A 12,450-nucleotide genomic window follows, 5' to 3' on the forward strand; every position below is an offset into this window, starting at 1 on the left:
GTTGATAGGCCGGATATGGAAGCACGGTAACGTGTGGAGTTGACCGGTACTAATAGGCCGAGGGCTTGTCCTCAGTTGCTCGCGTCCACTGTGTTAGTTCTGAGACAACGAACAGTTGTCGGCTTTGAGCAGAACGCATAACAGAAGAGTGTGCTTGTTCGCTCGAAACCATTAGGGTTTCGGTGGTCATAGCGTAGGGGAAACGCCCGGTTACATTTCGAACCCGGAAGCTAAGCCTTACAGCGCCGATGGTACTGCAGGGGGGACCCTGTGGGAGAGTAGGACGCCGCCGAACAATCTTTGGGAAGGACCCCTGGTCACCAGCGTTCAGCTGGGACCAGGGGTCCTTTCGTTTTTACAATGCTTGCAGTACCGAAGACAGGAGTCACCATGTCCACCAACTCTCCCGACGACCGTCCGGAGCGCGACCAGCGGCGCCGGGAGGGCGGGGACCGCGGCGACCGTGGTGGCTTCCGCCGCGGCAATGACCGTGCCGGTGGCGGCTACGGCCGCCGTGACGGTGGTGACCGCGGGGGCTTCCGTCGCGACGACCGGCGCGACGACCGTCGGGGCGACGACCGCGGCGACCGCGGCGGCTTCCGCCGGGACGACAACCGTGGCGGCTACGGCCGGCGCGACGACCGGGACCGTGGTCCGCGTCGCGACGACCGCGGGGAGCGTCCGTCGTTCCGCCGTGACGACCGGGGCGACCGTCCGTCGTTCCGCCGTGACGACCGCGGTGAGCGGCCCCCGTTCCGCCGTGACGACCGCGGTGAGCGGCCCCCCTTCCGCCGCGACGACCGTGCGGACCGCGGCGACCGCGGTGAGCGCGGCGACCGTCCCTCCTTCCGCCGGGACGACAACCGTGGCAGCTACGGCCGGCGGGACGACCGCGGCGAGCGTGGCGGTTTCCGCCGGGACGACCGCCGGGACGACCGACGTGATGACAGGCGTGACGACCGTCGTGATGACCGGCGGGGTGACGACCGCGACCGTGGCGGTTACGGCCGTCGTGACGACCGGGGCGACCGTCCCTCCTTCCGCCGGGACGACAACCGTGGCAGCTACGGCCAGCGCGACGACCGCGGCGGCTTCCGCCGCGATGACCGTCGGGACGACCGCCGGGACGACCGCCGCGATGACAGGCGTGATGACCGGCGGGGTGACGACCGCGACCGTGGCGGTTACGGCCGTCGTGACGACCGGGGCGACCGTCCCTCGTACCGCCGCGACGACCGCGGTGACCGCGGCGGTGACCGGGGTGGCGACCGCGGTGGCTTCCGTCGCGACGACCGGCGTGACGACCGTGGCGGTCGCGGCCCGCGCCGCGACGACCGCGGTGGCCGCCCGGGCGGCTTCCGTGGGCGTGACGACCGGCGCGACGACCGTCGGGACGACCGCCGTGGCGGCGGCCGCTTCCGTGACGAGCGGGACCGCGACCGCGAGCCGATCAAGCGGCTGCCGATCCCGCCGGAGGTCACGGGCGAGGAGATCGACAAGGACGTACGGCAGGAGCTGCAGAGCCTGCCCAAGACGCTCGCGGACGACGTCGCCAAGAACCTGGTGATGGTCGCGCGGCTCATCGACGAGGACCCCGAGGCCGCCTACGGCTACTCCAAGGTGGCCCTGCGGCTGGCCTCCCGCGTCGCCGCCGTGCGCGAGGCGGCCGGTTTCGCGGCGTACGCCAGCCAGAAGTACAGCGAGGCGCTGGCCGAGTTCCGTGCCGCCCGGCGGATGACCGGGAACGTGGACCTGTGGCCCGTGATGGCCGACTGCGAGCGCGGTCTCGGGCGGCCGGAGAAGGCGCTGGACATGGCCGGTGCCCCCGAGGTGCACAAGCTCGACAAGGCCGGCCAGGTCGAGATGCGGCTCGTCGCGGCCGGTGCCCGGCGTGACATGGGGCAGCTGGACGCGGCCATCGTGACGCTGCAGAGCCCCGAGCTGGCCTCCCACTCGGTCCAGCCGTGGACCGCGCGGCTGCGGTACGCGTACGCCGACGCGCTGCTGGCGGCCGGTCGCAAGGACGAGGCGCGCGAGTGGTTCGCCAAGGCCGTGGAGGCGGACCGGGACGGCAGCACGGACGCGTCGGACCGGCTCGCCGAGCTGGACGGTGTGGAGTTCGTCGACGCGCTCGACACGGACGCCGACGAGGACACCGCGGTGGCGGAGGCTTCCGAGAAGGACGCCGACGCCGACGCCGACGCCGACGGCGACGACAGCTGATCGCTGGTGACGCCGGAGGGCGGGCCCCTGAATCTCAGGGGCCCGCCCTCTTCTCGTTTCCGCAGGTCCCGCGTCAGAGGTCGAGCGCGCGCAGGACCAGGCCGGAGGCCGGCTTCGGGCCGAACGACGTCGACTTGCGGGGCATCGTGACGCCCTGGCGGGCGAGGTCGCGGACGACCTCCTCGCGCACGGGGTGCAGCAGCACGGCCGTGGACCCGTCGTGTTCCGCCTTGGTGACGGTGGCCGTCGTGTCGTGGATGTAGGCGATGTGGGCCGGCGAGTCCTCGGGGATGTGCCAGATGTGCTCCAGCAGCGTGGCGTGCAGGACCGTGGCGTCCAGGGTGCGCCAGGCCGCGGGCCGGTCGGTGGGGACCGTGCGGGCCAGCAGGGCCGGGTCCGGGCGGTCGAGCAGGTGGAAGGCGCCGTCGCCGGCGAGCAGGAAGGCGTTGCCGGCGCAGGCCGCGTCGGCCAGCGCCTCCAGGGCCTCCGACAGCGGTACCTCCAGGCGCCGCACGCGGAAGTGGCCCTCGACGGCGGCGACCGCGTCGGCGACCGGCAGGCCGTGCAGCAGTCGGTGGATGGCGCGCACGCGCAGCGGGTAGCGGGCGGTGTCGACGAGCAGGACCAGGCCGTAGTCCCAGGGCCCGGGGGAGGGGTGTTCCTCGCGCAGCCGGCGGTAGGTGGCCCAGCGGTGGTGGCCGTCGGCGATGAGGGCCTGGTGGTGGGCCAGGTCGGCCTGGACGGCGGCCAGCTCGTCGGGGTCGGTGAGGGCCCACAGGCGGTGGGTGAAGCCGTCCTCGGTGGTCGTCGACAGCAGTGGGGGCTGGGCGGCGGCGCGCTCGACGGCGCGGGTGGCCGCGGAGGCGGGGCCGTCGCCGCGGTAGGTCAGCAGAAGGGGCTCGAGGTTCGCGGAGGTGGCCCGCATCAGGGCGGCGCGGTCGGCGACCACGTGCGGCATGACGTCCTCGTGCGGCAGCACCAGGCCGTCCTCCGGGTCGGAGACGCGCAGGGCGCCGATGAGGCCGCGCTGGAGCATGCCGTCGCCGTCGCGCTGCTCGTAGACGTACAGGCCGGGTTCCGGGTCGGCGGTCAGGACGCCCTCGTCGAGCCAGCGGCGCAGGGTGTCGGCGGCCTGCTCGGTGCGGGCGCTGGGCGTGCCGGCCTGGGGCAGGATGAGGCGGACGATGTTGTACGGGTCCGACGACTGGAGATGGTGCAGACCGTCGGGGCGGACCACGACGTCGTACGGCGGTGACGTCACGGCGGCGAGACTGCCGACCCGGTCAGGGTCGTAGCGCAGGCCTCGGAACGGGGTGAGTTCCAGGCCTCGGCGTGCTGGTGCTTCCGAGTGACCCGCTGTGTCCATCCCGGCATCGTACGTGTGTCGGTGGCATACGCGATGATCGGGGGAAAAGGCGATGCGAACCGAGGAGCGATGCGGAATGAGCCGGAGCGTCAGGACGAGGCCCGAGGGCAGTGGGCAGGCCCTGAGCGAGGCGTACGACACGGCGCTGCTCGACCTGGACGGGGTGGTGTACGCGGGCGGGAACGCGATCGCGCACGCCGTGGAGTCGCTGGAGACGGCGCGGGCGGGCGGGATGCACCTCGCGTACGTCACGAACAACGCGCTGCGCACCCCGGACGTCGTCGCCGAGCACCTGACCGAGCTGGGCATACCGACAGGGCCGCAGGACGTCATCACCTCGGCGCAGGCGGTGGCGCGGCTGATCAGCGAGCAGGTGCCGGCCGGTGCGCGGGTGCTGGTGATCGGTGGTGAGGGGCTGCGGGTGGCGCTGCGCGAGCGGGGCCTGGTGCCGGTGGAGTCGGCCGACGACGACCCGGTGGCCGTCGTGCAGGGGTACGGCGGGCCCGAGTTGCCCTGGGGGCGGTTCGCGGAGGCGTGCTACGCGATCGCGCGCGGGGTGCCCTGGTTCGCGTCCAACACCGATCTGACGATCCCCAGCGGGCGGGGCATCGCGCCGGGCAACGGAGCGGCGGTGGAGGTCGTACGGATCGCCACGGGGGCCGAGCCGCAGGTGGCGGGCAAGCCGCTGCCGCCGATGCACCGGGAGACGATCCTGCGGACGGGCGCGAAGCGGCCGCTGGTGGTGGGCGACCGGCTGGACACCGACATCGAGGGCGCGTTCAACGGGGGTGTCGACTCGCTGCTGGTGCTGACCGGCGTGACCGACGGCGCCCAGTTGCTCGCCGCGCCGCCGCAGCACCGGCCGACGTTCGTGGACGCGGATCTGCGCGGGCTGCTCACCGGGCAGCGGGAGGTCACCGAGGAGGGTGACGGTTTCGCGTGCGGCGGGTGGACCGCGGCCGCCGGTGAGGGCGAGCTCAGGCTGAGCGGGGACGGCGAGGCGCTGGACGGTCTGCGGGCACTGTGCGCGGCGGCCTGGACGGCCGCCGGGGAAGGCGTGTGCGAGCTGGACGGGGGGAAGGCACTGGCCCGGCTGGGGCTGTGAGCACCGGCGGGCGCGGGGGCGTGTGCTCCTCTCGGGGATCCTACGGATAGCGAGGGTAGGCTAACCTAACCTCGTGTTGGTCGACAGTCCTCCCGAACAGCGCGCGGCGACCGCTCCCGCGCCCCCGAACCGCCGGGCGCTGCGCGCCGCCGGGCTGGTGCTCGCCGCCGCGCTCCTCGCGCTCGTCGTCGTGGCGAGCATCGCGATCGGTGCGAAGCAGCTGTCCGTGGGGCAGGTCTGGCACGGCCTGTTCCACGACACCGGCACCTACGGCGACGTGGTGGTGGACGACCGGCTCGCGCGGACCCTGCTCGGGCTGCTCGCCGGGGCGGCGCTCGGCCTGTCGGGGGCGGTACTGCAGGCGCTGACCCGCAATCCGCTCGCCGACCCGGGGCTGCTGGGCATCAACGCGGGCGCCTCCGCCGCGGTCGTCACCGCCATCACGTTTCTGGGCGTCACCAGCCTGAGCGGCTATGTGTGGTTCGCCTTCGCGGGCGCCGCCGTCGTGGGCGCGCTGGTGTGGTTCCTCGGCGGCAGCCGGGGCGCGACGCCCGTGCGGCTCGCCCTCGCCGGCACCGCGATCACCGCCGCGCTGTACGGCTTCGTCCAGGCCGTGATGATCATGGACGACGCGGCGCTGGGCAAGATGCGCTTCTGGACGGTCGGCTCGCTGAACTCCGCCACGGACGGCACCGTCCGGCAGGTCCTGCCGTTCTTCGCGGCCGGCACCCTGCTCGCGCTCGCTCTCGCCCGGCCGTTGAACGCGATGTCCCTGGGCGACGACACCGCCAAGGCCCTCGGCGCCCACCTCAACCGGACCCGGGCGCTGGCCATGCTCGCCGCGACCGTGCTGTGCGGAGCGGCCACTGCGGCCTGCGGGCCGATCCTGTTCGTCGGCCTGATGGTGCCGCACGTCGTGCGCTCCTTCACCGGGCCCGACCTGCGCTGGATCCTGCCGTACTCCACCGTGCTGTCGCCCGTGCTGCTGCTCGGCGCGGACGTGCTCGGGCGGATCGCCGTGCGGCCCTCGGAGCTCCAGGTCGGCGTCGTCACCGCGGTCCTGGGCGGCCCGGTCTTCATCTTCCTGGTCCGCCGGCGCCGGACGGCCCAGCTGTGAGCGGGGCGGTGAAGGTGAGGAAGACCCGGGCCCCGCGTGCGGTGCGCACGCCGGGCGGGCTGTCGCTGCGCGTCGACGTGCGCGCGCTGGTCGTCGTGGCCCTGCTGCTGGTCGCCGCGCTCGCCGCGAGCGTCGTGCTCATCGGCACCGGCGACTTCCCGATCCCCGCCGGGGACGTGGTCAGAACACTGCTGGGCGAGGGCAATCCGGGACAGGAGTTCATCGTCCGCGAGCTGCGGCTGCCGCGGGTCCTCGTCGGCCTGCTGGTCGGCGCCGCGCTGGGGCTGGGCGGTGCGCTGTTCCAGGCCGTCTCCCGCAACCCGCTGGGCAGCCCCGACGTCCTCGGTCTCGGGCAGGGCTCCACGGCCGGCGCGCTCGTGGTGATCGTCCTGATCAGCGGCAACACCGCGCAGGTCACGCTCGGCGCGCTCGCCGGCGGCCTGCTGACCGGCCTCGCCATCTATCTGCTCGCCTGGAAGCAGGGCGTGCACGGCTACCGGCTGGTCCTGGTCGGCATCGGCGTCTCGGCGGTCGCCACGGCCGTCAACGGCTACCTCATCACCAAGGCCGACCTGGTCGACGCGGCCCGTGCGATCGTCTGGATGACCGGCTCCCTGAACGGGCGCGGCTGGGAGCAGGTGTGGCCGCTGCTCGCCGTGTGCGCGGTGCTGGTGCCGCTGGTCCTCGTCAACGCGCGGGGCCTGCGGATGATGGAGATGGGCGACGACATGGCCGGCGCCCTCGGGGTGCGCGTGGAGCGGGTACGGATGCTGTTGATGGTGGCCGCCGTGCTGCTCACCGCGACCGCCACGGCCGCCGCCGGACCCGTCGGCTTCGTCGCCCTCACCGCGCCCCAGCTCGCCCGGCGGCTGACCCGCTCGCCCGGGCCGAACCTCGTGCCGTCCCTGTGCATGGGCGCCACCCTCCTGGTCGCCGCCGACCTCGCCTCGCAGCGGCTGTTCGGCGCGGACCAGCTGCCCGTCGGCGTGGTCACCGGCGTCCTCGGCGGCGTCTACCTGCTGTGGCTGCTGGTCACCGAGCGCCGGGCGGGCCGGATATGAGCGGCACGCACCAGAACACCGATAGGAGCACCGTGAACCGCCTGTCCGCCGAGAACGTCACCCTCGCCTACGACCAGCGCGTCATCGCCGAGCAGCTGTCGGTGCGGATCCCCGACCACTCCTTCACGGTGATCGTCGGCCCGAACGCGTGCGGCAAGTCGACCCTGCTGCGGGCCCTGTCGCGGATGCTGAAGCCCAGCCAGGGCCGGGTGCTGCTGGACGGCCAGGTCATCCAGTCGATGCCGGCGAAGAAGGTCGCCCGCACCCTCGGTCTGCTCCCGCAGTCGTCCGTCGCCCCGGACGGCATCACGGTCGCCGACCTCGTCGGACGCGGCCGCTACCCGCACCAGGGCCTGCTGCGCCAGTGGTCGGGCGAGGACGAGCGGGTCGTACGGGAGGCGATGGCGCAGACCGGGGTCGCCGAGCTCGCCGACCGGTACGTCGACGAGCTGTCCGGCGGGCAGCGGCAGCGGGTGTGGATCGCGATGGCCCTGGCCCAGCAGACCCCGCTGCTGCTCCTCGACGAGCCGACGACCTACCTGGACATCCAGCACCAGATCGACGTGCTCGACCTGTGCGCCGAACTGCACGAGGAGCAGGGCCGCACCCTCGTCGCCGTCCTGCACGACCTGAACCACGCCGCCCGCTACGCCACGCACCTCATCGCCCTCAAAAACGGCCGGGTCGTCGCCGAGGGCGCGCCGAAGGACATCGTCACGGCGGAGCTGGTGGAGGAGGTCTTCACCCTGCGCTGCCAGGTCATCGACGACCCGGAGACGGGCACGCCGCTGGTCGTGCCGGCCGCGCGCAAGGCCCGCGTACGGGCCTAGGGGATGTCTCGACCGGGCCGTACGGCCGGGGGGGCGGTCAGAGCAGCTTGCGGAGCCGGAAGAGGTCGACCAGGCTCGCCTCCAGCTTCACCCGGCCGGAGCCCCAGGCGCGCGCGAAGTGCAGCTCGCCGTCGACCAGGGCCACCAGATCGTCACCGGTCATCGCCAGCCGGATCTGGGCCCGCTGCGGGGGCGGGCCCTCAAGGGTGTCGTCCACCCGGATCCGGCCGCCGGTCAGCCGTCCGGCGAACGTGACGTCCAGGTCCGTGATGTGGCAGCTCACCGAGCGGTCCAGGGCCGCGGCCTCGCGGACGTCGCCCTGGGCGCGCTGCATGGTGTCCGAAAGCTTGTCGAGTGCGCTGCGGCACTCCTCGATCGTGGCCATCGCGCTCGACGGTACCGCAGGGCTTCGGGGTAGCGTCGGGGCATGAACGACACCGTCCCCGACGCCGAGGCGCGCGCGGAGGGCCCCGGGGAGCCGGAGAGGCACGACCCGGCCGGCGCCGAGGAGCCGGCGCCGCACGACCCCGCCGCCCCCGCCCCGCTGGACGTGCCCCGCGCCCCCACCGGCAACGCCGACGTCGACGCCGCCCTGGACCGGCTGGCCGACGCCGACCACCTGGCCACGGACGGGCACCTGGAGGTGTACGAGGATGTACACCGGGGGCTGCGCGACGCGCTCACCGCGCTCGACGCCCGTCCGGGACCTCCGGCGCCCTCACCGTCCCACCCGACGGCGCCCGCGTCGTCGTACCAGAGCAGGAGCTGAACCCACCGTGGCAGGAGTCGCACGTCGCCGTCTGGACGCGGAGCTGGTCCGCCGCAAGCTCGCGCGTTCGCGTGAGCACGCCAGCCAGCTGATCGCCGCGGGCCGGGTCACCGTCGGCAAGACCGTCGCGACCAAGCCCGCCACCCAGGTGGAGACCGCGGCCGCGATCGTCGTGGCCACCGACGACAACGACCCCGAGTACGTCTCCCGCGGCGGGCACAAGCTCGCCGGGGCGCTGGCGGTCTTCGTGCCGCAGGGGCTGGTCGTCGAGGGCCGGCGGGCGCTGGACGCCGGGGCGTCCACGGGCGGCTTCACGGACGTGCTGCTGCGGGCCGGGGCCGCGCACGTGGTCGCGGTGGACGTCGGGTACGGGCAGCTCGCCTGGACGCTGCAGAGCGATGAACGCGTCACCGTCAAGGACCGTACGAACGTACGCGAGTTGACGCTGGAGGCGATCGATGACAAGCCCGTGGATCTGGTCGTGGGGGATCTGTCCTTCATTCCGCTCGGTCTCGTGCTGCCCGCGCTGGTGCGGTGCGTGACGCCGGACGCCGATCTCGTGATGATGGTCAAGCCGCAGTTCGAGGTGGGGAAGGAGCGGCTGGGCAGCGGGGGTGTCGTACGGAGTCCGCAGCTGCGGGCGGAGGCCGTGCGGGGTGTGGCCGGCAGGGCGTGGGAGCTGGGACTCGGGGTGAAGGGTGTCACCGCGTCCCCGCTGCCCGGGCCGTCCGGCAATGTCGAGTACTTTCTGTGGCTGCGTGCCGGGGCGCCCGCCCTGGACCCGGCCGACGTTGACCGTGCAGTGGCGGAGGGGCCGCGTTGACCCAGAACCGAGCTCGTACTGTTTTCCTGCTCGCCCACACCGGCCGGCCGGCGGCCGTGCGCAGTGCCGAGCTCGTGGTGAAGGGCCTGCTGCGGTCCGGTATCGGGGTGCGGGTGCTTCAGGCGGAGGCGGTCGACCTGCCGCTGCCCGACGAGGTGCAGCTGGTCAAGGAGGCGACCCCGCAGTGCCTCGACGGGTGCGAGCTGCTGATCGTCCTCGGCGGTGACGGCACGCTGCTGCGCGGCGCGGAGTTCGCGCGGGCGTCCGGGGTGCCGATGCTCGGCGTCAACCTGGGCCGCGTCGGGTTCCTCGCCGAGGCCGAGCGGGACGACCTGGAGAAGGTCGTCGACCGGGTCGTGGCACGCTCCTACGAGGTCGAGGAGCGGATGACGGTCGACGTCGTCGTGCACCGCAACGGCGACATCGTGCACACCGACTGGGCGCTGAACGAGGCGGCCGTGCAGAAGGTGTCCGCGGAGCGGATGCTGGAGGTCGTACTGGAGATCGACGGCCGCCCGGTGACCGGGTTCGGCTGCGACGGGATCGTGTGCGCGACGCCGACCGGGTCGACGGCGTACGCCTTCTCCGCGGGCGGGCCGGTGGTGTGGCCGGAGGTCGAGGCGCTGCTGATGGTGCCGATCTCGGCGCACGCCCTGTTCGCCAAGCCGCTGGTGACCGCGCCGGACTCGGTGCTGGCCGTCGAGGTGCTGCCGCACGTCCCGCCGGGGGTGCTGTGGTGCGACGGACGGCGGACCGTGGAGCTGCCGCCGGGGGCGCGCGTGGAGGTGCGCCGGGGCGCGGTGCCGGTGCGGCTGGCCCGGCTGCACCACGCGTCGTTCACGGACCGGCTGGTCGCGAAGTTCGCCCTGCCCGTCTCCGGCTGGCGGGGAGCCCCTCACTAGCGCGCGCGGCGGGAGCCACCGCCGGCTCGCGCGGGTGACAAGGGCGGGGCGGTCGCACTCGCCCCGCCGGACCTCGTATGGTCTTGTGCGTGCTGGAAGAGATGCGGATACGGTCGCTCGGTGTCATCGACGACGCCGTTGTCGAGCTGTCGCCCGGATTCACCGCCGTCACCGGCGAGACGGGCGCGGGCAAGACCATGGTGGTCACCAGCCTCGGGCTGCTGCTCGGCGGGCGCGCCGACGCGGCGCTCGTGCGGCTGGGGGCCGACAAGGCGGTCGTCGAGGGCCGGATCACCGTACCCGCGGACGCCGCCGCCGTCGTACGCGCCGAGGAGGCCGGGGCCGAGCTGGACGACGGGGCGCTGCTGATCAGCCGCACCGTGTCCGCCGAGGGCCGGTCGCGGGCGCATGTCGGCGGGCGGTCGGTGCCCGTGGGACTGCTCGCGGAACTCGCCGACGACCTGGTGGCCGTGCACGGGCAGACCGACCAGCAGGGGCTGCTGAAGCTGTCCCGGCAGCGCGAGGCCCTCGACCGGTACGCCGGGGACGCGGTCGCCGTGCCGCTCGCCAAGTACCGCGAGGCGTACAAGCGGCTGCGGGCCGTCGCCGGCGAGCTGGAGGAGATCACCACCCGCGCGCGTGAGCGGGCCCAGGAGGCCGACATGCTGCGCTACGGCCTCGAGGAGATCGCCGCGGTCGAGCCGCGCGCCGGGGAGGACGCGGAGCTCGCGGAGGAGGCCGAGCGGCTCGGGCACGCCGAGGCGCTGTCCTCGGCCGCGACGGCCGCGCACGCCGCGCTCGCGGGCAACCCGGAGGACCCCGAGGGCATCGACGCCACCACCCTGGTCGCGGGCGCCCAGCGGGCCCTGGAGGCCGTCCGCTCGCACGACCCGGCGCTGGCCGCGCTCGCCGACCGGATCGGCGAGATCGGCATCCTGCTCGGCGACGTCGCCGGGGAACTCGCCGGGTACGCCGACGACCTGGACGCCGACCCGCTGCGCCTCGCCGCCGTCGAGGAGCGGCGCGCCGCGCTCACCCAGCTGACCCGCAAGTACGGCGAGGACGTGAACGCGGTCCTGGCGTGGGCCCAGCGCAGCGCGCAGCGGCTGACGGAACTAGAGGGCGACGACGAGCGGATCGAGGAGCTGACCGCCGAGCGGGACGCGCTGCGCGCCGAACTGGGCGGTCTCGCCCAGGCGCTGACCGAGGCGCGCTCCGAGGCCGCCGAGCGGTTCGCGGCCGCCGTGACGGCGGAGCTGGCGTCGCTGGCGATGCCGCACGCGCGCGTGTCGTTCGACATCCGGCAGAGCGACGATCCCGAGGGCGTCGAGGTGCACGGGCGCACGGTCGCCTACGGCCCGCACGGCGTGGACGAGGTCGAGCTGCTGCTCGCCCCGCACCCGGGTGCGCCGCCGCGGCCGATCGCCAAGGGCGCCTCCGGCGGTGAGCTGTCCCGGGTGATGCTGGCCGTGGAGGTCGTGTTCGCGGGCACGGATCCGGTGCCGACGTATCTCTTCGACGAGGTCGACGCCGGTGTCGGCGGCAAGGCCGCGGTGGAGATCGGGCGGCGGCTGGCGCGGCTCGCGAAGTCGGCGCAGGTCGTCGTGGTCACGCATCTGCCGCAGGTGGCGGCGTTCGCCGACCGGCAGCTGCTGGTGGAGAAGACCAACGACGGGTCGGTGACGCGGTCGGGGGTGAAGGTGCTGGAGGGGGAGGACCGGATTCGCGAGCTGTCGCGGATGCTGGCCGGGCAGGAGGACTCCGAGACGGCTCGGGCGCATGCGGAGGAGCTTTTGGCCACGGCTCGGGCGGACGCGTAACGCCTTGCGGCGCGATGGCCGGCGGTGCCGTGCCCTGCGGTGCCGTGCCCTGGGGCGCGCATGTGCCCGGCGTTTCGGTGAACGCCGTGGGGTGCGCTGCCCGGCGGTGCGGGGTGCCGCTGCGCCCACCCGTGCCGCCCCAGCGGCACGACTGCCCGCAGCTACGCGGGACTGGGTGGGCGCCGCTTCCGTGGCATGACTGCCCGCAGCTACGCGGGACTGGGTGGGCGCCGCTTCCGTGGCATGACTGCCCGCAGCTACGCGGGACTGGGTGGGCGCCGCTTCCGCGGCATGACTGCCCGCAGCTACGCGGGACTGGGTGGGCGCCGCTTCCGCGGCATGATTGCCCGCAGCTACGCGGGACTGGGGGGCGCCGCTTCCGGGGCACGACTGCCCGCAGCTGCGTCGGATGGGGCCCCGCTTTTGCGGCGCGA

At 73.8% G+C, this 12,450-nt stretch carries 11 protein-coding genes, 2 rRNA genes and 1 pseudogene; 12 read left to right on the top strand and 2 right to left on the bottom strand.

Annotated features, from left to right (window positions below):
* The 4 genes and pseudogenes from ACF1AL_RS12345 to ACF1AL_RS12360 all read left to right on the top strand — a co-directional run.
* Positions 1–73: ribosomal RNA gene (locus tag ACF1AL_RS12345) — 23S ribosomal RNA — on the top strand; the annotation flags it as partial.
* 105 nt (positions 74–178) lie between these two features.
* A 5S ribosomal RNA gene (gene rrf, locus ACF1AL_RS12350) occupies positions 179–295 on the top strand.
* A gap of 125 nt (positions 296–420) precedes the next feature.
* A pseudogene (locus ACF1AL_RS12355) lies at positions 421–1,434 on the top strand (hypothetical protein); the annotation flags it as partial.
* Positions 1,435–1,458: 24 nt separating this feature from the next.
* A complete protein-coding gene (locus ACF1AL_RS12360) occupies positions 1,459–2,223 on the top strand; it encodes a tetratricopeptide repeat protein (protein ID WP_391826112.1) in 765 nt (254 codons plus the stop codon).
* 73 nt (positions 2,224–2,296) lie between these two features.
* Here the strand turns inward: ACF1AL_RS12360 and ACF1AL_RS12365 are convergent, their stop codons facing one another.
* The gene (locus ACF1AL_RS12365) at positions 2,297–3,589 is read right to left on the bottom strand and encodes a DUF1015 domain-containing protein (protein WP_391825897.1); all 1,293 of its coding nucleotides are present in this window, start codon (positions 3,587–3,589) and stop codon (positions 2,297–2,299) included.
* Between the two features lie 76 nt (positions 3,590–3,665).
* Between ACF1AL_RS12365 and ACF1AL_RS12370 the strand changes: the two genes are divergently transcribed.
* The 4 genes from ACF1AL_RS12370 to ACF1AL_RS12385 all read left to right on the top strand — a co-directional run bounded on the left by ACF1AL_RS12370 (position 3,666) and on the right by ACF1AL_RS12385 (position 7,702).
* Complete coding sequence (locus ACF1AL_RS12370) at positions 3,666–4,694, top strand: HAD-IIA family hydrolase (RefSeq protein ID WP_386418867.1); 1,029 nt, start codon at positions 3,666–3,668, stop codon at positions 4,692–4,694.
* Positions 4,695–4,767: 73 nt separating this feature from the next.
* Positions 4,768–5,811 carry a FecCD family ABC transporter permease gene (locus ACF1AL_RS12375; protein ID WP_391825898.1) on the top strand — a complete coding sequence of 348 codons (1,044 nt, stop codon included), beginning with the start codon at positions 4,768–4,770 and terminating at the stop codon, positions 5,809–5,811.
* A gap of 14 nt (positions 5,812–5,825) precedes the next feature.
* Positions 5,826–6,872, top strand: coding sequence for a FecCD family ABC transporter permease (locus ACF1AL_RS12380; RefSeq protein ID WP_391825899.1), 1,047 nt, complete (start codon positions 5,826–5,828; stop codon positions 6,870–6,872).
* Positions 6,869–7,702, top strand: a complete 834-nt coding sequence (locus tag ACF1AL_RS12385; protein ID WP_391780517.1) for an ABC transporter ATP-binding protein — start codon at positions 6,869–6,871, stop codon at positions 7,700–7,702. The genes ACF1AL_RS12380 and ACF1AL_RS12385 overlap by 4 nt, the downstream gene beginning before the upstream one ends.
* A 37-nt stretch (positions 7,703–7,739) precedes the next feature.
* Here ACF1AL_RS12385 and ACF1AL_RS12390 read toward each other — a convergent pair whose 3' ends face one another.
* Complete coding sequence (locus tag ACF1AL_RS12390; RefSeq protein ID WP_366836313.1) at positions 7,740–8,087, bottom strand: sterol-binding protein; 348 nt, start codon at positions 8,085–8,087, stop codon at positions 7,740–7,742.
* A 42-nt stretch (positions 8,088–8,129) separates the two neighbouring features.
* Here ACF1AL_RS12390 and ACF1AL_RS12395 point away from each other — a divergent pair, with 42 nt between their 5' ends.
* The 4 genes from ACF1AL_RS12395 (at position 8,130) to recN (ending at position 12,016) form a co-directional block, all read left to right on the top strand.
* Positions 8,130–8,471 (top strand): hypothetical protein, encoded by a 342-nt coding sequence (locus ACF1AL_RS12395; protein WP_391825900.1) that lies wholly within the window; start codon positions 8,130–8,132, stop codon positions 8,469–8,471.
* A 7-nt stretch (positions 8,472–8,478) separates the two neighbouring features.
* Entirely contained in the window at positions 8,479–9,294 is an 816-nt protein-coding gene (locus tag ACF1AL_RS12400) for a TlyA family RNA methyltransferase (RefSeq protein WP_366836311.1), read from the top strand.
* A complete protein-coding gene (locus ACF1AL_RS12405) occupies positions 9,291–10,196 on the top strand; it encodes an NAD kinase (protein ID WP_366836310.1) in 906 nt (301 codons plus the stop codon). The genes ACF1AL_RS12400 and ACF1AL_RS12405 overlap by 4 nt, the downstream gene beginning before the upstream one ends.
* 77 nt (positions 10,197–10,273) lie before the next feature.
* Positions 10,274–12,016 (top strand): DNA repair protein RecN, encoded by a 1,743-nt coding sequence (gene recN / locus ACF1AL_RS12410; protein WP_391825901.1) that lies wholly within the window; start codon positions 10,274–10,276, stop codon positions 12,014–12,016.
* The last annotated feature ends 434 nt before the right edge of the window (positions 12,017–12,450 follow it).

It is taken from the genome of Streptomyces sp. NPDC014801 (assembly GCF_043082085.1).
In the GTDB taxonomy this organism is placed as follows: Bacteria; Actinomycetota; Actinomycetes; order Streptomycetales; family Streptomycetaceae; genus Streptomyces.

Bases quoted from the DNA above. Each gene is read 5' to 3' on its own strand.
- ACF1AL_RS12365 (WP_391825897.1), bottom strand. From the start codon at position 3,589: ATGGACACAGCGGGTCACTCGGAAGCACCAGCACGCCGAGGCCTGGAA.
- ACF1AL_RS12370 (WP_386418867.1), top strand. From the start codon at position 3,666: ATGAGCCGGAGCGTCAGGACGAGGCCCGAGGGCAGTGGGCAGGCCCTG.
- ACF1AL_RS12385 (WP_391780517.1), top strand. From the start codon at position 6,869: ATGAGCGGCACGCACCAGAACACCGATAGGAGCACCGTGAACCGCCTG.
- ACF1AL_RS12390 (WP_366836313.1), bottom strand. From the start codon at position 8,087: ATGGCCACGATCGAGGAGTGCCGCAGCGCACTCGACAAGCTTTCGGAC.
- ACF1AL_RS12395 (WP_391825900.1), top strand. From the start codon at position 8,130: ATGAACGACACCGTCCCCGACGCCGAGGCGCGCGCGGAGGGCCCCGGG.
- recN (WP_391825901.1), top strand. From the start codon at position 10,274: ATGGTCTTGTGCGTGCTGGAAGAGATGCGGATACGGTCGCTCGGTGTC.